This window comes from Pseudomonas sp. DSV-1 (assembly GCF_035830915.1).
Lineage (GTDB): Bacteria > Pseudomonadota > Gammaproteobacteria > Pseudomonadales > Pseudomonadaceae > Aquipseudomonas.
The window spans coordinates 447184-468568 of the sequence record NZ_JAYMYG010000001.1; the positions used below are offsets into that span (position 1 = coordinate 447184).

At 60.3% G+C, this 21385-nt stretch carries 18 protein-coding genes; 10 read left to right on the plus strand and 8 right to left on the minus strand.

Features of this window, described 5'->3' with window-relative positions:
- Positions 1-12 precede the first annotated feature (12 nt).
- From VSQ83_RS02170 to VSQ83_RS02195, 6 genes are all read right to left on the minus strand, one after another.
- Complete coding sequence (locus VSQ83_RS02170; protein WP_219262622.1) at positions 13-1884, minus strand: TonB-dependent receptor domain-containing protein; 1872 nt, start codon at positions 1882-1884, stop codon at positions 13-15.
- A gap of 130 nt (positions 1885-2014) precedes the next feature.
- Positions 2015-3913 (minus strand): 1-deoxy-D-xylulose-5-phosphate synthase, encoded by a 1899-nt coding sequence (gene dxs / locus VSQ83_RS02175; RefSeq protein WP_326425157.1) that lies wholly within the window; start codon positions 3911-3913, stop codon positions 2015-2017.
- 131 nt (positions 3914-4044) lie between these two features.
- Positions 4045-4932 (minus strand): (2E,6E)-farnesyl diphosphate synthase, encoded by an 888-nt coding sequence (gene ispA, locus VSQ83_RS02180; protein ID WP_133077056.1) that lies wholly within the window; start codon positions 4930-4932, stop codon positions 4045-4047.
- The gene (locus VSQ83_RS02185; protein WP_133077055.1) at positions 4929-5171 is read right to left on the minus strand and encodes an exodeoxyribonuclease VII small subunit; all 243 of its coding nucleotides are present in this window, start codon (positions 5169-5171) and stop codon (positions 4929-4931) included. Before VSQ83_RS02185 ends, ispA begins: the two co-directional genes overlap by 4 nt.
- Before the next feature lie 128 nt (positions 5172-5299).
- Positions 5300-6082, minus strand: coding sequence for an SDR family NAD(P)-dependent oxidoreductase (locus VSQ83_RS02190; RefSeq protein WP_219262624.1), 783 nt, complete (start codon positions 6080-6082; stop codon positions 5300-5302).
- A gap of 100 nt (positions 6083-6182) precedes the next feature.
- Positions 6183-7253, minus strand: coding sequence for a sigma-54-dependent Fis family transcriptional regulator (locus VSQ83_RS02195; protein WP_133077053.1), 1071 nt, complete (start codon positions 7251-7253; stop codon positions 6183-6185).
- Between the two features lie 152 nt (positions 7254-7405).
- Between VSQ83_RS02195 and VSQ83_RS02200 the strand changes: the two genes are divergently transcribed.
- From VSQ83_RS02200 to dld, 10 genes are all read left to right on the plus strand, one after another.
- Positions 7406-8314, plus strand: a complete 909-nt coding sequence (locus VSQ83_RS02200) for a LysR family transcriptional regulator (RefSeq protein WP_133077052.1) — start codon at positions 7406-7408, stop codon at positions 8312-8314.
- A 236-nt stretch (positions 8315-8550) separates the two neighbouring features.
- Positions 8551-9720 (plus strand): acetyl-CoA acetyltransferase, encoded by a 1170-nt coding sequence (locus VSQ83_RS02205; RefSeq protein WP_326425160.1) that lies wholly within the window; start codon positions 8551-8553, stop codon positions 9718-9720.
- Positions 9717-11294 (plus strand): acyl-CoA synthetase, encoded by a 1578-nt coding sequence (locus VSQ83_RS02210; RefSeq protein ID WP_133077050.1) that lies wholly within the window; start codon positions 9717-9719, stop codon positions 11292-11294. Before VSQ83_RS02205 ends, VSQ83_RS02210 begins: the two co-directional genes overlap by 4 nt.
- Complete coding sequence (locus VSQ83_RS02215) at positions 11294-11845, plus strand: hypothetical protein (RefSeq protein ID WP_326425162.1); 552 nt, start codon at positions 11294-11296, stop codon at positions 11843-11845. Before VSQ83_RS02210 ends, VSQ83_RS02215 begins: the two co-directional genes overlap by 1 nt.
- On the plus strand, positions 11842-12237 hold the full coding sequence (locus VSQ83_RS02220) for a PPC domain-containing DNA-binding protein (protein WP_326425163.1): 396 nt from the start codon (positions 11842-11844) through the stop codon (positions 12235-12237). The genes VSQ83_RS02215 and VSQ83_RS02220 overlap by 4 nt, the downstream gene beginning before the upstream one ends.
- Positions 12238-12346: 109 nt before the next feature.
- Positions 12347-13675 carry an OprD family porin gene (locus VSQ83_RS02225; RefSeq protein ID WP_326425164.1) on the plus strand — a complete coding sequence of 443 codons (1329 nt, stop codon included), beginning with the start codon at positions 12347-12349 and terminating at the stop codon, positions 13673-13675.
- A gap of 328 nt (positions 13676-14003) precedes the next feature.
- A complete protein-coding gene (locus VSQ83_RS02230) occupies positions 14004-15035 on the plus strand; it encodes a TRAP transporter substrate-binding protein (protein WP_133077046.1) in 1032 nt (343 codons plus the stop codon).
- On the plus strand, positions 15032-16915 hold the full coding sequence (locus tag VSQ83_RS02235; protein WP_133077045.1) for a TRAP transporter large permease: 1884 nt from the start codon (positions 15032-15034) through the stop codon (positions 16913-16915). Before VSQ83_RS02230 ends, VSQ83_RS02235 begins: the two co-directional genes overlap by 4 nt.
- Positions 16916-16928: 13 nt before the next feature.
- On the plus strand, positions 16929-17723 hold the full coding sequence (locus tag VSQ83_RS02240; RefSeq protein ID WP_133077044.1) for an SDR family NAD(P)-dependent oxidoreductase: 795 nt from the start codon (positions 16929-16931) through the stop codon (positions 17721-17723).
- Positions 17724-17832: 109 nt separating this feature from the next.
- Positions 17833-19557, plus strand: a complete 1725-nt coding sequence (gene dld, locus VSQ83_RS02245) for a D-lactate dehydrogenase (RefSeq protein ID WP_133077043.1) — start codon at positions 17833-17835, stop codon at positions 19555-19557.
- A gap of 257 nt (positions 19558-19814) precedes the next feature.
- Here the strand turns inward: dld and VSQ83_RS02250 are convergent, their stop codons facing one another.
- Both VSQ83_RS02250 and ppa read right to left on the minus strand, forming a co-directional pair.
- Positions 19815-20552: a LexA family transcriptional regulator gene (locus VSQ83_RS02250; protein WP_326425166.1), complete on the minus strand. Its 738-nt coding sequence runs from the start codon at positions 20550-20552 to the stop codon at positions 19815-19817.
- A 207-nt stretch (positions 20553-20759) separates the two neighbouring features.
- Complete coding sequence (ppa, locus tag VSQ83_RS02255; RefSeq protein WP_016779241.1) at positions 20760-21287, minus strand: inorganic diphosphatase; 528 nt, start codon at positions 21285-21287, stop codon at positions 20760-20762.
- Between the last annotated feature and the right edge of the window lie 98 nt (positions 21288-21385).

The following is a 21385-nucleotide window of genomic DNA, read 5'->3' on the forward strand; positions in this document are numbered from 1 at the left end:
CTGCCGCAGGTGTCATAACTCGGGGGTCCAGGTGATGGCCAACTGCAAGCTGCGCCGTTCTTCCCGATAGCCGTAGTAGTTGCCGTCATAGCTGTAGAGCGCGCGGGTGAAGCGCTTGTCCAGCAGGTTGTCGACCTTCACATCGAACCGTACTTCTGAACTGGCCTGCCAGTTGCCGCGCAGTCCCAGCACGCCATACCCGCCAATGGGTTGCTTGTTGTCTTCATCGTTGAAGCTGCTGCTCACCGCTTGCCAGCTGGCGCCGACACCCATCTTGTCGAATTGCCGATCCAGATCCAGGCTTAACGTCCGGCGTGCGCGACGGCCCAACGTGTGGCCGGTGCCTTTATCGCGAGGGTCGATGATCGCGATGCCCAGACTGCTCTGCCAGCCGAACCACTCCTGCTGCAAGGCACTTTCGAAACCGGTGATGTGTGCTGCGCCGATGTTCTGCTGGATGAAGTCGGCATCGGCCACAATCGCGTCACGAATCTCGGTACGGTACAGCGAGGTTTCCAGGCGGCTGGTTTCACTCAGCTGGCTGCGCCACTGCAATTCGTAACTCTTGGAATGTTCCGGTTTGAGATTCGGGTTGCCGAATTGTGGGTAGTACAAATCATTGAACGTAGGTGCGCGAAACCCTTCGCTGTAAGACAGCAGCACATCATTGTCGGCGTTGAGCGGTACAGTCAGGCTGGCGCTCCAGGTGTTGTGGCTGCCGAATTGCTGGTTCTGGTCGTGACGCAGGCCCAGCTCGGTCGAAAAGTAATCACCGTGGAAGCGGTGCTGGATAAAGGCGGCGCGGTTCCAGCGACTGTCCTCGTCGAAAACAGTACTGCTGCGCACGCGGTCTTCATAGGTGTCTGCGCCCAGGATCAGGGTGTTTTGATCGTCCAGCGTCAGGTTGTTTTGCCAGTTCAGCGAGTCGCGATAGGTATTGAAGCTGTAGAGGTCCGGGCTGAGCTTGTCCCGGGTTTTTTCACGGTTCTCGCTGTGGCCCAGCTCCAGGCGTGAATTCCAGCGCTCGGCGAGTTGGGCGTCGATAAAACTGGCGACGCTGCTGATATCGAAGTCGCTGTAAAGTTGCTGGCCGCTGACGGTCATGGTGCTCGGGTCCCAGCGCCCGAACGAGTTGTCGAGTTCGGTCTTGCCGATGTTCTTCATCGCTGTCAATCCGACCTCAAGGTCTTCGCTCAGGTAGTGGCTCAGATTCAGGCTGAGTGACTTGTTGCGATAAGCATCATGGTCGTTGTCGCTGGGGAAGGACTCGTGAGTACGGTTGATCCCCGCGGTCTGTTCGAGACTGGCGCTCAAGTTGTAGCGTGTTTGCGCATCACCACCGGATATCCCGACGCTGTTGTCTGAGCTGCCATAGCTGCCCATCGCGCTGCGGACTCGAAGCTGCGGGGCCTGATTGGCGCCACGGCGAGTGAAAATCTGAATCACCCCGCCGATCGCATCACTGCCGTAGATCACTGATCGCGATCCGCGCAGCACTTCCACGCGTTCGATCTGATCGATATTCAGGTACTGCAAGTTGCTGTCGGCCGAAGTGGCATTGGCCATGCGTTGGCCGTCCACCAGCACCAGGCTTTGTGCCGACTTGGTGCCGCGAATATAAATCCCCGGCAAACCGCCGCGCCCGCCGCTGCGCGCCACTTGAACACCCGGTACCCGGCCCAGCAGGTCGGTCAGGCTGGTGGGTTGCAGGCGGTCGATATCTTCACGGGTGAACACGCTGTTGGCGCTGCTGCTGTCGGAGCGCGCTTCAACCTGACGATTGCCGGTGATCAGTGTTTGCGGGAGTTTGAGCGCGTCTTCGCGCTCGGCGGCGTTGGCCAGCAACGGGCTGCTGAGGATTAAAACCAGACGAAGGTGTTTCATGGGCTCTCGGTATCAAACCTGTAGCCGCTGCCGCAGGCTGCGATAAGGTCCGCAGGACCTTCGCTATGTAAAGCGCGATCCCTTCGGGCTCGATCGCAGCCCGAAGGCAGCGGCTACAGGTACAGGTTGGTCAGAGACCCAGCAATGCCATGCGCTGGCGCACCGAGGCCTCAATGCCTGGCGTATCCAGGCCGCACTCGGCCAGCATCTGGCTCGGTTTGGCGTGCTCAACGTAGATGTCCGGCAGGCCCAGGTGCAGGACTGACTTGAGCACGTTTTCACGGGCCAGGAACTCGCTGACACCCGCACCGGCGCCACCCATGATGGCGTTTTCTTCGATGGTCACCAGCAGCTCATGGCTATCAGCCATTTCGCGTACCAGTGCTTCATCCATCGGTTTGACGAAGCGCATATCGACCACGGTGGCGTCGATTTTTTCTGCCACGAGCAAGGCTTCGGCCAGTTGCACGCCAAAAACCAGCATGGCGACCTTGGAGCCCTGGCGACGAATCACGCCTTTGCCGATTTCCAGCGGCTCAAGGTTTTTTTCGATGGGAGCGTTCGGGCCGGTCCCGCGCGGGTAGCGCACGGCCGCCGGGCCGTTGTACAGATGGCCGGTGGTGAGCATCTTGCGCAGTTCGTTCTCGTCGCTCGGGGTCATGATGACCATGCCCGGGATGCAACGCAGGAACGACAGGTCGAAGCTGCCTGCGTGGGTCGGGCCGTCTTCGCCCACCAGGCCTGCACGGTCGATGGCGAACAGTACGTCCAGATTCTGTACGGCGACGTCATGCACCAACTGGTCGTAACCGCGCTGCAGGAATGTCGAATAAATAGCCACGACAGGCTTGGCGCCTTCGCAGGCCATGCCGGCAGCGAACGTCACGGCGTGCTGTTCGGCAATCGCCACGTCGAAATAACGCTTGGGGAAACGTTCGCTGAAAGCGATCAGGTCCGAGCCTTCTTTCATGGCCGGAGTGATGCCCATCAAGCGTTCATCGGCGGCGGCCATGTCGCACAGCCACTCGCCAAAGACGGCCGAGTACTTCGGCCCGCTCGCAACTTTTGGCGCCGCTTTCGGGGCGTTCAGCGGTTCAAGCTTGGTGATGGCGTGATAGCCGATCGGGTCAGCTTCGGCGGGAGCAAAACCTTTGCCTTTCTTGGTGACGATATGCAGGAACTGCGGACCTTTGAGGTCGCGCATATTGCGCAGCGTCGCGATCAGGGTCGGCAGGTCGTGGCCATCGATAGGGCCGATGTAGTTCCAGCCCAGCTCTTCAAACAGCGTGCCGGGTACCAACATGCCCTTGGCATATTCTTCGGTACGGCGAGCGATTTCCCACGCGCCAGGCAGACGCGAGAGCACCTTTTTGCTGCCTTCGCGCATGCTGGCGTAAGTGCGGCTCGACAGGATCTTGGCCAGGTAGTTGGACAACCCCCCCACATTGCGCGAAATCGACATGTCGTTGTCGTTGAGGATCACCAACATGTTGGCATCCACTTCCGGCGCGTGGTTCAGGGCTTCAAAGGCCATGCCGGCGGTCAGCGCTCCGTCACCGATCACGGCGATCGCCTTGCGGTCGCTGTTCTGCAGGCGGGCGGCAATGGCCATGCCCAGCGCTGCGCTGATCGAGGTGCTGGAGTGGCCAACGCCAAAAGTGTCGTACTCGCTCTCGGAGCGACGCGGGAAAGCGGCTACGCCGTCTTTCTGGCGCAAGGACGCCATTTGCTCGCGACGGCCCGTGAGGATTTTGTGCGGATACGCCTGATGACCCACATCCCACACCAGTCGGTCGTCCGGGGTGTCGAACACGTAGTGCAACGCAATGGTCAGCTCAATGACACCCAGGCCGGCACCGAAATGCCCGCCCGTCTGGCCGACGGTATAGAGCAATTCCAGGCGCAACTCATCGGCCAGGGTTTCCAGCTCGGCTTCGGCCAGGCGGCGCAGGCCCGCAGGCGTGCCTGCCCGGTCGAGCAGGGGCGTAGTCGGACGGTTGCGGGGAATCTCTTGAAACGTCGTTGGCATCAGGCGAATCGTTATAGGTATAAGAAGAGGCGGCAGTTTACCTTAAGGAACGTAAGCTGCCCACGCAGTCTGGCACTCGTTAGTAAGACCTTGGCATTAGAGCTGTCAGAAATAATTACCGAGTGTGACGATTAATGGCGGCGCTCAACGATATATCGCGCCAGTTCACGCAGCGGTTCGGCGCCTGCATCAAAATGCCGCAGGGCGTTGAGTGCCTGGTCGCGCAGATCCAGTGCATAGCCTTTGGCCTGCTCCAGACCCATCAGCGCCGGGTAGGTCGGTTTGTCGCGTGCAATATCGGCGCCCTGGCGTTTGCCCAACGTCGCGGTATCGCTTTCAACATCCAGAATGTCGTCCTGAACCTGAAACGCCAGACCAATGGCTCGCGAGTAAATGTTCAGTGCCTGAAGATTTTCGGCAGTCGCGTTGCTGCTGGCCAGGGCGCCCAGTTGCACACTGGCTTCGATCAGGGCCCCGGTCTTGTGCCGATGCATGTTTTCCAGCGCCGCCTGATCGAGCTTCATGCCTACAGAACCGAGGTCAATGGCTTGGCCGCCGACCATGCCCGCCGGGCCTGCAGCCTGTGCGAGGGCAGTCACCATGCGCAAGCGCGTTTCAGCATCCAGGGTGTTGAGTCGGGGGTCTAGCAGGGCGCTGAACGCAAGGCTTTGCAAACCGTCGCCGGCCAGAATGGCGCAGGCTTCATCGAAGGCCTTGTGGGTGGTGGGCTGGCCGCGTCGCAGATCGTCATCATCCATTGCGGGCAAATCATCATGCACCAGCGAATAGGCGTGGATCAGTTCGACGGCACACGCCGCGCCATTGGCTTGCTCGGGGGCGCTGCCCAGGGCCTGGCAAGCGGCATAGGCCAGTAGCGGGCGAACGCGCTTGCCGCCATTCATGACGCTGTAGCGCATGGCCTCGTAAAGACGGGCCAGCTCAGGAGCCGGAGCAACAAGCAAACATTCAAGCGCCGCATTGACGCGGGCCTGGCTGCTGATCTGGTAAGCATCAATCATTCGGACTGTTCCGCATCAAAAGGCTCTTGTGCCAACTCACCATCACGCTCAAGCAGGATCTGGACTTTCTGCTCGGCCTGGGCCAATGCGCCCTGGCAGTCACGGGTCAGGCGGATGCCTTGTTCGAAGGCAGTCAGAGAATCTTCCAGCGACAGCTCGCCATTTTCCAGACGCTCGACCAGTGTTTGCAGGTCAGAGAGCGACTGTTCGAAATCCGGTGAAGCTTTTTTGCGGGCCATGGCGGCATTCTCGGTAGGCGTTAAAACCGGCCGACACTAGCAGACAGCGGGTTTTGGGGCAAATCGGGGGCGGCTTGCCCCCGGTTCAATTTGACCGATAAAACCCGGAAAACCGGCATGGCGACCCATTAGTCGCGCATGTACCCACCGTCCACGTCCATGATTTCGCCGCTCACAAAACTGGCCGCATCCGACGCCAGGAAACACACTGCTGCGGCAATGTCCCGCGGTGTTCCGGCACGTCCCAGGGGCATGTCTGCCAGCACCCTGGCCCGTGCTTCAGGGCTCAGTGCACTGGTCATGTCGGTATCGGTCAAGGCCGGGGAAACGGCATTGGCGGTGATATTGAACGGCCCGGCTTCACGTGCCAGGCCTTTGGTCAGTGCAATCACGCCCCCTTTGGCGGCGGCGTAGCAGCTGTTGCCCAGCAGCCCGCCACCACGTTTTCCGGCGACAGAGGCTATGTTGATGATTCGTCCCGACCGCCGGGCCATCATGCCTGGCAATACCGCCTTGGCGCAGTAGAAAACACTGTTCAGGTCGATGGCCATGACCCGTTTCCACTCGGCTGCACTCACCTGCAGCAGGGGCAAGGTCGAGACGATCCCGGCATTGTTGACCAGGATATCGACGCTGCCCAAGACCCGTTCAACCTGGCTGACCATTGCCTCCACCTGCTGTTCGTCGGCCACGTCGACCCCCAGCCCGATGGCATGGATGCCCAGTTCGCCCAGTTGGGCAACGGCACGCTCGGCGGCGCTGTGGTCGAGGTCGCAGATCGCGACCCTTGCTCCGCATTGGCCAAGGGCGACGGCGATGGCATACCCGATCCCGCGGGCAGACCCGGTGACCAGTGCGTTACGGCCCTCCAGCGAAAGGCTGATCGGCGCAAAATTGGCGGGAGCATTCATTATTATTATCCTTTGGTCTGGGCGCATGTCGGCCTTCCCCCTTGATGGAGAATGGCCGGCTCCGGTTATGTCAGTCGGTTAAGTCAGTCGGTGAAAGCAGTCAGGAAGGGGCGTAGCGGCCCAGTGCCAACTGGTCTTTGAGCGGGGCAATGTTCAGCCGCCGAAGCACGCGATACAGCGAAGGTCGGCAGATGCCCAGCGCCCGCGCCGCAGCCGTCATGTTCCAGCGGCAGTCGACGAGTACGCCCAGTACATCTTCGCGCTCACCCAGTGGGGGCGCGGGGATTCTGCCCAGGCGAATCGGTGTGACGTTGTGCGGGTGTGCACGGGACGGTTGCGCAGGCTGCTCTCCCGTTTGTGCCAGAAAATCCGCAGGCAGATCACAGCGCTGGATGCGCGCGCCTTCCATGACGGCACAGGCATAGCGAATGACGGCCCGCATCTGGCGCAGGTTGCCAGGCCAGGCATGCCCGAGGAGCAAGGTCCAGACATCGTTGGCTATCATCTGGCGCGGATCGCAGCCGGGGATCTCGGTGGCGACCATTCGGCACACCAACTCAGCACGGTCAGTGCGATCGCGCAGCGGCGGCAATTGCACCACGCCCGTGGCAATGCGATAGAACAGGTCTTCGCGAAAGCTGCCGTTCTCCACCAGTTGCGTAAGGGACTGGTGGGTCGCACAGATCAGCGCGAAATTCACCGGCACACTGCGCTCGGCACCCAAGGGGGTGATCTCGCGTTCGGCGATCACGCGTAAAAGGCGGGTCTGCTGCTCGAATGGCATGTCCCCGATTTCATCGAGGAACAAGGTGCCGCCGTCTGCCTGCGCGACCTTGCCTTTTTTGCCCCCCGGCAGGGCGCCGGAAAACGCGCCACGGGAATAACCGAACAGCTCGCTTTCGATCAGGGTTTCGGGGATGGACGCGCAATTGAGGGCAACCATCGGCGCGGCATGGCGCCGGCTGTGTTCGTGCAGCGCACGGGCCAGCACTTCTTTACCCGTCCCTGTTTCGCCCTGGATGAGCACGGCAATGCCGCGTTCCATCAGGAGCAATGCGCGGCGAAAAGCCTGACGCACTTGCGGATCAGTGTCGTGGGAAATGTCGCATTCAGGGTGGACAGCAGTTGTACGGTCTTGGGTAAACGAAGGTTGTTCGTATACGGAAGGCATCAGCGTCACCTTTTATTATTGTATAGCTTGTGACTATGTCGACTCGCCGCACTTGTGATACAGCCGTCGATATGGCGTTAAATGACAGTAACGAGGCGCACCGATATTTTCCAATCCATAATAAATCATCCATTGATACCTTTGAGAGCATCATGATCGAGCTCCGTCACTTGAACTATTTCCGCACGCTCGCCGAAACACTGCATTTTGGTCGCGCCGCAGAACGCCTGCATATTTCGCAGCCGCCACTGTCGCGGCAAATTGCCATGTTGGAGGAGGAACTCGGGGTAAAGCTCTTTGATCGATCGAGTCGACGGGTAGAGCTGACGGAGGCTGGTCAGCGCTTTTACCTGGATACCGCCACGGTGCTGGCTGCGTTCGAACAGGCCAAGCGCAACGCCCTGGCTGCGGCGCGGGGCGCTGCGGGGGAGCTGTCAGTGGGCTTCATGATGTCAACGGCCTACAGCGTTACCCCGGCGATTACCCGGCGCTACGCGGCGCAGTTTCCCCAGGTCAGCCTCAAGCTCACCGAGACCTTGCCCCTGGACCTGGCCGAGGACATCAGCAGCGGCAACAAAGACGTTGCCATCATGTACCGCCCCCAGGACTGCTCCGGGCTCGAATCCGTGACCCTCTACCGGGAAGAAATGACCGTGGTGCTGCCGCCGGGTCATCGACTCCTCGAACAGGCCATCATCGACCCGAGCGAGCTTGCCGGGGAGACCTTCATCATCGTGCCTCGGCGGATTGCCCCGGCGCTGCACGACATGATCTACAGCTACTGCCTGCAGCACGGTGTTACGCCGAACATCGGACTGGAAATCAATATGCAGCAAACCATCGTCAACCTGGTGGGCGAAGGCCTGGGGATTGCGATCGTGCCGCGCTCGATGCGCAACATGCGCCTGACCACCACCACCTTCAAACCGTTGCGCGCTGCACCGGTGATTGAAGTGGTGGCGGTGTGGAAGGCCGACAATCACAACCCCTGCATCGAGACCTTCATCGAGAGCGCCCGACAATCCTGTGCGCTGGTGTCTTGTGAAGAGGTGGTGAGTTGAGCCGTGGTTGCTGACGGGCGCGCACCTCGACCGGTCGCAAACCCCTGAGCCCGTACACGGATCTGAAGTGACAGCTGTCTCCCTGAGTGTCTCCCGCCTGCGCTCAGGCGACAGTTGCCCCGGCAACCCTAATTCCCCTGCACCCCTTGCTGCATAAGGCCTGCGCCAACTTGGCCGGGCTTTGGCACCGCTCTTGCTATCGACCTTGCAAACACAATTAATGCAAGGAACACCTTATGCGATCGCCTGTTATTACTGGCTGGTATCACTCGCCATTCGGCAAGTTCGACCAACTCGACCCTGAACTCATGATGGCCGAGGCCGCGTTGGGCGCGCTGGGGCACGCTGATATCGCGCCGGAGCAGATCGACTCCGTTCACGTCGGCCATTTCAACGCAGGCTTTCTCTACCAGGATTTTCCATCTGCGCTGCTGGCCAATCACATTCCGCAATTGCGCTTCACGCCTTCAGTTCGCGTGGAAAACGCCTGCTCTACCGGCTCCGCTGCCATCCACTCGGCGCTGCAGGCCGTGCTCAGCGGCCAGAGCAAGCACGCCCTGGTGGTGGGCTTCGAAAAGATGAATACGTTGCCCACCGCCGAGGTCGGCAAGATCCTGCTCAAGTGCTGTTACGCCAAGGAAGAAGCCAACATTGAGGGCGGCTTTGCAGGCGTGTTCGGCAACATTGCGCAGAGTTACTTCGACCGTTACGGCGACCAGTCCGATGCGCTGGCGATGATTGCCGCGAAGAACCATGCCAACGGTGTACTGAACCCGTACGCTCACATGCGCCGGGATTTCGGCTATGACTTCTGCCGTCATCCCTCCGAGAAAAACCCGTTTGTGGTCGGGCCACTGAAACGTACCGACTGCTCTCTGATCACCGATGGCTCGGCCGCCCTGGTGATCAGCCGCGAGGATCTGGTGGGCGGTCGCGGTCAAGCCGTGCGCTTCCGTTCTGCGGTGCAAGTCAACGACTACATGCCGCTGTCCAGGCGAGACCCGACGTTCTTCGAAGGCGCAGCCCGCGCCTGGCAGCAGGCCCTGCAAACAGCAGGCCTGAGCCTGGACGACCTGTCGCTGGTCGAGACCCACGACTGCTTCACGGTCGCTGAATTGATGGAATACGAAGCCATGGGCCTGGCCGAGCGCGGCCAGGGGGCGCGTGTCATCGCCGAAGGCATCAGTCGCAAGGACGGGCGCCTGCCGATCAACCCGTCTGGCGGCCTCAAGTCCAAGGGCCACCCGATCGGCGCCACCGGGGTGTCGATGCACGTCATGGCCGCCATGCAGCTCACGGGCCAGGCGGGGGACATGCAACTGCCCACGGCCGATCGCGCCGGCGTGTTCAACATGGGGGGCGCGGCGGTGACCAACTACGTGAGCATCCTGGAGACCGTGCAATGAAAGGTATCGACAACGTCATGAACCTGGGCGAAATGCTCAACCAGATCGCACGTCGCTATCCCGATGCGCCCGGCCTTATCCGGGGTGGACGTGAATACACCTGGAAAGAAATTTCCATGCGGGTCGATAGCGTCGCCGCCGCGTTGCGCGACCGCGGTATCGGTAAGGGCGACAAACTGCTGGTGCATTCGCGCAATAACTTGCCGCTGTTCGAAAGTGCCTGGGTCGCGTTTCGTCTGGGCGCTGTGTGGGTCCCGACCAATGTGCGGATCACCCCGGTGGAGGCGGCTTACCTGGGCAGCTCCAGCGGCGCGGTGGCCATGCTTTACGACGAAGGTCTCGAACATTACGTCGACGCTGTGCGCGAAGCGTCGCCCAGCCTGCAGACGGTCATCGCCATCGGTCAGCCCCGCAGCGGTGAGCTGGGTTACGAGCAGTTGCTGGATGAGGGCCGCGCTTCGTATGCGGCTTTCCGTGCGGCCGAAGTGACGTACCACGACCCGCTGTGGTTCTTCTACACCTCAGGCACCACCGGCCACCCCAAGGCCGGGGTGCTGACCCACGGCCAGATGGCTTTTGTCATTACCAACCACATCGCCGACCTGATGCCCGGCCTGAACCAGCACTCGCGTTCGCTGGTGCTCGCTCCGCTCTCCCACGGCGCCGGTATCCATGCGCTGGTCAATGTCGCCCGAGGGGCTGCCTGCGTCCTGCCGGCCAGCGACAAGCTCGATTGCGATGAGGCCTGGCGCCTGGTGCAGGAGTACCGCGTGGATAACCTGTTCACCGTGCCGACCATCGTCAAAATGCTCACCGAAAGCGATGCCGTCGACCGCTACGACCACAGCAGCCTGCAACACCTGATCTACGCGGGCGCGCCGATGTACCGCGCTGATCAACGCCATGCCCTGAACAAACTGGGCAAGGTCCTGGTGCAGTATTACGGCCTGGGCGAAGTGACCGGCAACATCACCGTACTGCCCGCCGACTGCCATGAAAGTGAAGACTCGCCAGACGCCAAGGTCGGCAGCTGCGGCTACCCTCGAACCGGCATGCAAGTGGCGATTCTCGACGAGGCGGGCAACGAACTGGACACGGGCATAGACGGTGAAATCTGCGTGCGCGGGCCCGCAGTGTTCAGCGGTTACTACAACAACCCGAAGGCCAACGAAAGCTGTTTCAAGTTCGGCTGGTTCCACACGGGTGACCTAGGCCATCTGGATGAACAGGGCTACCTGTTCATCACGGGCCGCGCTTCGGACATGTACATTTCCGGTGGGTCGAACGTGTATCCACGGGAGATCGAAGAGGCCCTGCTCAGCCATCCAGCGGTAACCGAGGCTGCGGTGCTGGGCATGCCCGACGCCAAGTGGGGGGAGTCCGGTTACGCCGTCATCGTCACCACTGCCGAGGTCACGGACGAACAACTGCTTGCCTACCTGGAGCCACGCATTGCGCGCTACAAATGGCCCAAGCGCTTTGTGCGCTGGGCCGAAATGCCCAAGTCCGGCTACGGCAAAATCGTCAAGAAGCAGATCCGTGCGCTGCTCGAAGAACGGCAGGAGGTCGCCTGATGAATGCTCATTTTGCCGAGCGCAGCGGCGTGCGCACGTTCATCCACGCAGGCCCGTCCCTGGCCCCGCGACTGCTTGACCTGGAAGTGCCTGGCAGCGAAGAGATACGCATCGTCCTGCCGCTGGGCAGTAATGTCGGCGCCAGCCTGCTCAAGGTGCTTGAAGGTCGATGCTTCGCCAGTGCCGTGGGTCGCATTGTGTGTGGCGGCGCCGCGCACCTGAGCTATCACCGCATGATCGTCACCGACAAGCCGGAGCGGCCCTATGACTACGGCCAGCCGGTGGTTCTTGAAGGCCATATCACCTTTATCAGCGGCGCCATCACCGTCGGGCGTGATGTCCGGGGGGCTCCATTGCTGCACGGCCATGCCGGGTTTCTGGACAGCTATGGCGATCAGCACGGCGGGCATCTGGTACTGGACAAACTCATCGTGGGCAGCGAGCCCATGACGATCAGTCTTTGCCTGTTCAATCAGGTGGCCTATCAGGTGCAGCCTGACGCTGAAACCCACTTCAACCTGCTTCACCCCGTTCTCCAGGAGGTGTCATGAACGTCGCTGCAGTCCAGGAATCACAAGTTCAGGGCGGCCGACTGGGCCGTCTGGTCATCGCACGCCTCAAGCCCAATGAAGACATCATCGACAGTGCCGAAGCCCTGTGCAAAGAGCACGGAATCCATCTGGCCGTGGTGCGCGGCGGTCTGGGCAGCCTGATTGATGGTCAGCTCAGCTACCAGGGCCGCGAAGGCATGATGAAGATCCCTGTCGAAGGTCCGGGGGTGGAAATCCTCAGCATCAGCGGCGAAATTCTCAGCGGTGAAAGTCGTCTGCAGGCGGTGCTAGCCGATGCGGACGGCAAGCTCTACGCCGGTCGCCTGGAGCGCGGCAAAAACCTCACGTTCATCACGGTCGAGTTGACGCTGCAGGAGTGGCTGCCCGACTGAACCCTCGCAACCCATAACAAGAAAATCGAAACCGCACACACAGGGTTGTCCCGCAGCCCTGTGTTCGCGGCCTTTCGTTCGTATTGCCACGCCCATCAGGAAAACAATAATGAAAAAAACTCCTTTCGTTCGACTGTCCATGCTCGCCACTACGGGGATTGTCCTGTCGCCCTTGGCGTATGCGGACTTCGTCAAGGACAGCAAGGCCACCCTGGGTTTTCGCAACTACTACTTCAACAATGATTACCGTGATCGCGCCGGTCCCGCCGGGCAAAGCAAGACGGCGGAATGGGCTCAGGGGTTCTTCCTCGATTACAAATCCGGCTTCACCGAAGGCACCGTCGGTTTTGGACTGGACGTGCTCGGTTTGCAGGGTGTGCGCCTGGATGGCGGCAAAGGCAATCACCGCGGCAGCTCGATGATCCCTGATGACAGCGATGGCGGTGCGGTGGATGACTGGAGTCGCCTGGGGCTGACCGGGAAGATGCGCTTTTCCCAGACTGAAGCCCGTTACGGAACGCTGCAGCCGAAGTTGCCGATCCTGGTGGCCAACGATGGTCGAGTGCTGCCGCAAACCTTCGAAGGCGGCATGATTACTTCCAAAGAAGTGGACAACCTGACTCTGGTTGGCGGTCGCCTGGAACACGCCACCGGTCGCGGATCAAGCAACCGCTCGGGGTTCGCGGTTGCTGGCGGCACGCAGCAGAGCAATGAGTTCCTGTTTGCCGGTGCCGACTACAAGCTGACCAAGGACCTCACGCTGCAATACTACACATCCCGGCTGGAAGACTATTACGTGCAACATTTTGGCGGGCTGGTGCATGTGCTGCCGTTGGGCGAGGGGCAGTCGCTGACGACTGATCTGCGTTACTTCAAGACTGACGCCGACGGTCGCAACGACTCCGCCTCGGGTCGCGCAGCCGGTTATCGGGTCAGTGGCCTGGGTGATACCGCTGGCAAAATCGACAACGACACCTGGAGTGCGATGTTTACCTATGCCCTTGGGGGCAATTCTTTCCTGCTCGGTTACCAGAGTGTGTCCGACAGCGGCAACTTCGTGCAGCTCAACCAGGGCAATATCAACGAGGGGGCAGCAGGCAGCAGCATTTACCTGTTCACCGATCGCCTGATCACCAGCTTCACCCGGGCAGGTGAGCGTACGGCATTCGGGCAGTACGGCTACAACTTCGCCGGGCTGGGCATGCCGGGGCTGGTGGCGTCCGTGACCTATCTCAAAGGCACTAATATCCGCATGGCGAGCGGTGGCACCGAGAAAGAGTGGGAGCGCGACCTGGCCCTGGATTACGTGGTGCAGACCGGGACCTTCAAGGGCGTCGGGTTCAGCTGGCGTAACGGAACGATGCGCAGTGGCGTGCCCAGCGAATATGCCCAGGATCAGAACCGGGTATCCATCAACTATACCCTGGCGTTGTTCTAGTTCAGAGGGGCTCGGCTGCCAGAGCCCCTTGTTGTTTACCCATCGTTGAAATTTGATCTGCTGAGGACAGGTGTCACTTGTTGCGCTGGCCAGCGAGACAGTTGAGGGAGACACCTGTCACATCGCCCGTCCTACCCTGAGTGCTGTAAGAAATTGAAACACTAGTGAGTAGGATATTTTTCCTAGTGAAAACAGCCAGTTGAATACAAACCTGGTTCCCCTCCACCAGGGCTGCGTCTTTCGTGGCACCTGAATTGCTATAGCTTGCGTATCCAGTGCCTATTTCACGGTCATTGATCCATAAAAATAATAAAGTCAGGAGAACCAAATGAGCGACTTTACTCGCCGCAATTTTCTCAAAACGGCCTCCCTTGCGTCCGCTGCCGTCGCGACCGCAGGGCTTGGCCTTTACAGCGGCAAGAGTGAGGCCGCCGAGTTCAAGCTTAAATTTGCCAACAACCTGCCTATCACCCACTCGATGAATGTGCGGGCACGGGAAATGGCCAAGGCGGTACGCGAAGAAACCAACGGTGCGGTACAGATCCAGGTATTCCCCAGCAGCCAGCTGGGCAGCGACACCGACACCCTGGCGCAGGTGCGCTCTGGCGCCGTCGACATGTTCGCCCTGTCGCCGGTGATTCTCGGCACCCTGGTGCCGTCGGTGCAGATCAGCGCGGTGGGGTTCGCGTTCAAGGATTACGATCAAGTCTGGAGCGCGATGGACGGCGAGCTGGGTGCCCACGTTCGATCTGAAATTGCCAAGACCGATACCCTGTTCGCCTTCGACAAGATCTGGGACAACGGTTTTCGGGTAACCACCACCAGTACCCGGCCGATCGTGACCCCTGACGACCTGAAGGCCATGAAACTGCGCGTGCCGCCCAGCCCGATCATCATGTCGATCTTCCGCGCATTTGAGGCCGCCCCCACCAGCATCAACTTCTCGGAAGTGTATTCGGCGCTGCAGACCCGCATTGTCGAAGGCCAGGAAAATCCCCTGACCCTGGTCTCGTCGGCCAAACTCTACGAAGTGCAAAAATACTGCTCGCTGACCAACCACGTCTGGGATGGTTTCTGGATGCTGGGCAACAATGCCTCGTTCAGCCGCCTGCCTGCGGATTTGCAAGCCATTGTCAGCAAGCACATCAACACTGCCGTCATGTCCCAGCGCAATGACCTCGCCAAGCTTCAAGGCACCATCCGCGAGACTTTGAAACAGCAGGGCCTGGAGTTGGTCGAGTCGCCGCCGGAGCCGTTCCGTGAGCGCCTGCAGTCCGCCAACTACTACGCCGACTGGCACGAAAAGTTCGGCGACGCTGCCTGGGCAATCCTCGAAAAATACTCCGGGAAACTCGCATGATGGGCGCGTCGGTGGCAGTGGCCCCCACTACTTCCATGCGCCTGCCGGCCCGGGCGCTCGTGTTTCTCAATACCTGGTCCATTCATGTGGTCGGAGCGATCACCGTTGCTCTGCTGGTGATCGAGACCTGCGTGTTGCTGGCGGGTGTGATTTCCCGCTACGTGATGCACAACCCGTTGATCTGGGCGGACGAACTGGCCTCTTCGCTGTTCATCTGGCTGGCCATGTTCGGCTCGGTGCTGGCCCTGGACCGCGGCGAACACATGCGCATGTCCGCCCTGGTGAACAAGCTTCCGGTGGCCTGGCGCGGATTCTGTGAAACGCTTTCGGCGTTGGTGGTGTGCCTGTTCGTACTGGTGATCATCGGGCCAGCCATGGAGCACTCCCATGAGCAGATGTCGATCACGACTCCGGCCCTGGGCATCCCCGACGGCTTGCGGGCTGCGGCGTTGCCGGTCGGCGCGATACTGATGCTGCTGGCTGCGGTGTCGCGCATGGCGCGGTATTCCACGATGCGCCAGTTCATGGCCGGGGTCGGCGTGGTGGCGGTCGTTGCCGCTGCTTTGTGGCTCAGCCAGCCGCTGCTGGTGGGGATGGGTAACTACAACCTGATCATCTTCTTCCTGGTGCTGCTGGGCGCCTGCGTGTTTGGTGGCATCCCGATCGCCTTCGCCTTCGGTACTGCAACCATCGCCTATCTGGCGCTGGTCACCCACGCGCCGTTGTCGATCGTGGTCGGGCGCATGGACGAAGGCATGTCGCACATGGTGCTGCTGGCGGTGCCGCTGTTCGTCATGCTGGGGGTGGTGCTGCAGCTTTCGGGCATGGCCAAGACGTTGATCGATTTCATGGCCTCACTGCTGGGGCATGTGCGGGGCGGGTTGCAGTATGTGTTGCTGGGGGCGATGTTTCTGGTATCGGGGATTTCCGGCTCCAAGGTTGCCGACATGGCAGCGGTGGCTCCGGCGCTGTTTCCTGAAATGAAGAAACGTGGCTCCGAACCTGAAGAACTGGCGGCGTTGCTGGCAGCCACCGGAGCCATGACCGAGACGATCCCGCCGAGCCTGGTGTTGATCACCATCGGTGCGGTCTGCAGTGTGTCCATTACGGCCTTGTTCATCGGCGGTCTGATGCCGGCGGTGGTTGCCACCGTGGTCATCGCGCTGGTGTGCTGGTGGCGTTCACGCAAGGAGGCCATGCCCACCGTCAAGCGCGCACCGCTGTCGGTCATCGCCCGCACGTTCATGATCGCCTTGCCTGCTCTGGCGCTGCCATTGCTGATTCGAGTGGCCGTGCTGGAAGGCGCAGCCACCGCCACCGAAGTCTCAACCATCGGTGTGGCTTATGTGGTGATGGTCGGACTGGTGATGCACCTGTTCATGCGCCACATCGAGTTCAGAAGGGTGTACCCGATGATGCTCGAGGCAGGGGCATTGTCCGGCTCGATTTTGCTGATCATCGGTATGGCATCTGCAATGGCCTGGGCACTCACGCAGTCCGGGTTCTCGGCCGCGCTGGTGGACCTGATCAGCGAGATTCCGGGGGGCACGATTGGCTTCATGGTCGTAACCATTCTTGTGTTCGTGATTCTGGGCAGCGTCCTGGAGGGGATCCCGGCGATCGTGCTGTTCGGTCCGCTGATGTTCCCGTTGGCGGAAATGCTCGGGATCCACCCGGTGCACTACGCGATGGTGGTGATCCTGGCCATGGGTATCGGTCTGTTCGCACCGCCCCTGGGCGTCGGTTTCTACGCTGCCTGCGCCATCAGCAAAGTGTCCTCGGACCATGTTATCCGCCGCGTCTGGGGTTACCTCGGCGCACTGATCGTGGCGTTGATCATCGTTGCCTGTTTCCCGTGGATCTCCATCGGTTTCCTTTAAGAGAGCATTTGTCATGAGCCAATTAGCGAACAGAAAAATCACGCCTGTTGCAGCGCTGGGCCGTGTGGCCCTGGTCACGGGAGCGGCGATGGGGATTGGTGCTGCCATTGCCGAACGGCTGGGGCACGACGGGCATACCGTGGTGGTTGCCGATATCAACCTGGCTGCGGCCGAAGAAATGGTTGCCGGTCTCAAGGCTCAAGGCATTGAAGCGCTGGCGCTGGCCATCGATGTGGGCGACGCGCAGTCTATTGCTGCGGCATTCGAGGAGCTGCACCAGCGCTTCGGTCGTTGCGATGTCCTGGTCAACAACGCCGGGATCGCCAAGACCCAGGCCTTCCTGGAGTGTGACCTGGCTGACTGGCAGCGGGTATTGAACATCAACCTCACCGGCTCCCTGTTGTGCGGCCAGCATGCGGCCCGCCTGATGGAGTCCAACGGCTGGGGGCGGATCATCAATGTCGCGTCCATCAGTGGAATGCGGGCGAGCATGGGTCGCACGGCTTACGGCACCTCCAAGGCGGCGATCATCGGCCTGACCCGGCAGATGGCCGTGGAGCTGGCCGACTTGGGTATCACCGTCAACGGCATCGCGCCTGGCCCGGTGGACACACCGTTGACCCAGAGGCTGCACTCGGCCAAAACCCGGGACTCCTACGCTCGGTCAGTGCCGATGCGTCGATACGGAACGCCTGCGGAAATGGCAGGGGCGGTTGCGTTTCTGGCGTCCGACGATTCTTCGTATATCAGCGGTCACGTGATTCCGGTGGACGGCGGCTACATGGCGTCGGGCATTCTGGAAATCTAAGGGACCGTGGCGCGTCCACTTAATCGGTGGACGCCGCACCTGCTTGTCAAACGCGTCGCTCCCTGAGCACTGCGCCTGCCTGATCGCGCCTGAATTTTCGGAAATACCCATGAACGCCATTGTTACGCCTTTGAATCAAGCTGCCATCCCCGACCTGATTGCCCACCTTAAAACCATCGTTGGTCCCAGCCATGTGCTGACGCAAGCCAGCGACACGGTGCGTTTTCGCCAGGGCTTTCGTTTTGGTCAGGGCAACGCCGTCGCTGTGGTATGCCCGGGTTCGTTGCTTGAGCAATGGCAGGTGGTCAAAGCCTGTGTCGGCGCCGACCTGATCGTCATCATGCAGGCGGCCAATACCGGCTTGACCGGCGGCTCGACCCCAGATGGCGTATACGATCGCAAGGTCGTGATCATCAATACCCTGCGCATGCGCAAGGTCCAGGTGATCGAGGAGGGGCGGCAGGTGATCTGTTTTCCCGGCTCAACCCTGGATCAGCTGGAAGCAGTGCTCAAGCCCCTGGGCCGCGAACCGCACTCGGTAATCGGTTCTTCGTGCATAGGGGCCTCGGTCTTCGGTGGCGTCTGCAACAACTCCGGGGGCTCGTTGATACGCCGCGGCCCGGCCTATACCGAGATGTCGCTGTATGCCCAACTCGATGCACAGGGCCAGTTGCATCTGGTCAACCACCTGGGGGTCAATCTGGGAGATACCCCCGAGCAGATCCTGAGCAACCTGGATGCCGGTCGATACAGCGAAGCGGATATCAAGGCCGACGCCGGGCGTGGGTCCGATCATGGCTATGCGGACCATGTGCGTGATATCGACGCGTCCACACCAGCCCGGTTCAATGCGGACAAACAGCGCCTGCACGAGGCCAGCGGCAGTGCGGGCAAGTTGGCGGTGTTCGCGGTGCGCCTGGACACCTTTGCCGCCGAATGCGATACCGCGGTCTTATACATTGGCACCAACGATTCCGCCGACCTGACCGACATCCGTCGGCACATGCTCGAACATTTTTCCGAGCTGCCCATCGCCGGTGAATACATGCACCGCGATGCTTATGACGTGGCGGCTGAGTACGGGAAGGACACCTTTCTGATGATCCATCACCTGGGCACCCGGCGCCTGCCGAAAATGTTTGCCCTCAAAAGCCGGGTGGACAACTTTCTCGGGCGGTTCAGCGGGTTGCGACCGCACTTATCAGACCGCGTCCTGCAAGGCATCGCGCGATGCTTTCCCGATCACCTTCCCAAGCGCATGGCCAACTTTCGTCAGCGGTATGAGCATTACTTGATGCTCAAGGTCTCGGCGGCTTCCCTTGAACCGGCCGAGGCTTACCTGAGTCAATTGTTCGAGGGGCGCGAGGGAGATTACTTTCGCTGCACTGCAGAGGAGGGCAGCAAGGCGTTCCTGCATCGGTTCGCGGCAGCCGGTGCGGCGATTCGGTATCGGGCGATCCATGACAAAACGGTTGAAGATATCGTGGCGCTGGACATCGCCCTGGCGCGCAACGACCGCGACTGGTTCGAGACGCTACCGGCATCCATTGAGCAGCAACTGGTACTGAAGTTGTACTACGGGCATTTCTTCTGTCACGTCTTCCATCAGGATTACATCGTGCGCAAGGGCAGCGATTGCCTGGCGGTGGAGCATGCGATGTGGGCGCTTCTGGACGAGCGTGGTGCTGAATACCCGGCAGAGCATAACGTCGGCCATCTCTATCCTGCGAAACCCGATCTGAAGGCGTTCTACAAGGAGCTGGATCCGTGCAATGCCTTCAATCCGGGCGTGGGAAAAACCTCGAAGTGTCGACATTGGCAGGGGGAGGGCTGAGCGGGGCTGGTCACTTTTTTGCAGGCATTAAAAAGCCGGCTTGTGGCCGGCTTCTCGGGGGCGGGTTTGGCTTATTTTTGGTAAGCCGTACTCGCCTTCAATCGGGACATCCAGCGCGTTGCGACTGGGTGTGGGGCGTGACGGCTTTTTGCGGTCTGGCCCTGCATTCCGGCTCGCCTGAAGCGAGGAGGGATGCGCAAGTGCGGGGAATCATACTGGGATTCAGGTGCTTTTCCCACTAAAAGCCCGCCTCAATGTTATTCCTCCAGCGTGTATGGCACTTGGGGGCGGCGGCGGTTGAGCGTGGACCACCAAAATACCCATCCCAATATGCGTATCTGCTGCGCCTGAACTTCGCCGGCGCTGAACACTTCGTCCGCAGATTCCAGAGGGTTGTGGCTGCGCAAGCGCAGGCCATTGTTGGGCAGGCGGTAGACGTATTTGATTCGCAGCATGCCGTCCTGTTCGAGGGCATATAGTTCGCCGTCGACGATGTGGGTCAGGCTGCGGTCGATGGCGACAGTGGAGCCGTCCTGGATCTTGTGCGCCATGTGGTTGCCGATCATGGCAACACACAGGGCGTGGTCGGGGCTGACGTCCATGGCCTCCAGAACCGAGCAGCTCAATCGCACGGTACAGCCAGGAATGTGCATCACTCGGGTTCTGCCCGAGCCATCCGGGTGCAGGGCTTCGCTGTAGAAAGGCACTTCAACTTCGAGGCTGGCAGCAGGCTTGTGCTGCTCCGGCGCCTGGAAGGGCGCCATTTCGTCGTGGCTGTCACCAAGCCCCGGATGCTTGTTTCCTTCGCCGGTACGCAACCAGCGGCTGTGGACGCACAGCAGCTCGGCGATTTCGTCCAGCCGAGCCATCGGGATGCCTCGCTTGAACCAGTTGTTGACGTGCTGCGGCGTAACGCGGCGATTGGCTGCGAAGTCCGAAGCGGTTAAATGGCACTCCCGCAGGAGGGCTTTCAGGCGATCACCGGATGTATTCATGAACACAGAGTCTACGGGCAAGACTCGGCTGTTTAAATAAACTAAACGTTCAAAAAAGCGCTATAAAAACAAGAAATTTCCGAGTCTTTCGGCGAAATTTCCTACAAATCTTGGGTGGGCATTTTAAATCCCGTAAACGGGTTGTTGCATTGCGTTTATACGGGCATAAAAAAACCCCGGCGAGCCGAGGTTTTTTTAACGGGTTGCTTAGCCTTTGTAGGCAGCAACCGATTTGGTGATTTCGGCGCGGGCGGCTTCAGCATCGCCCCAACCTTCGATCTTCACCCATTTGCCTTTTTCGAGATCTTTGTAGTTCTCGAAGAAGTGCTGGATTTGCTGAATCAGCAGAGGTGGCAGGTCGGTGTACTCTTTCACGTCAACGTACAGCTGGGACAGCTTGTCGTGAGGTACTGCAACAACTTTGGCATCGCCGCCGCCGTCGTCAGTCATGTGCAGGATGCCAACCGGGCGAGCACGGATAACCGAACCTGGAGCTACCGGGTAAGGGGTAACAACCAGCACGTCCAGCGGATCACCGTCGTCGGCCAGGGTGTTCGGGATAAAGCCGTAGTTGGCCGGGTAGAACATCGGGGTAGCCATGAAGCGGTCAACGAACAGGCAATCGCTGTCTTTGTCGATTTCATATTTGATCGGCGCGTGGTTAGCCGGAATCTCGATAGCGACGTAGATGTCATTCGGCAGGTCTTTGCCAGCCGGAATCTTGCTGTAGCTCATTGGGCGGTGCCCCCGTTAGTAGGCCAGTTTGGTTGGCCGATTTGGCCAAAAAGTGGCGGCGATTATAGGCGTATTCCTATAAGGACGTCACCCTTGGG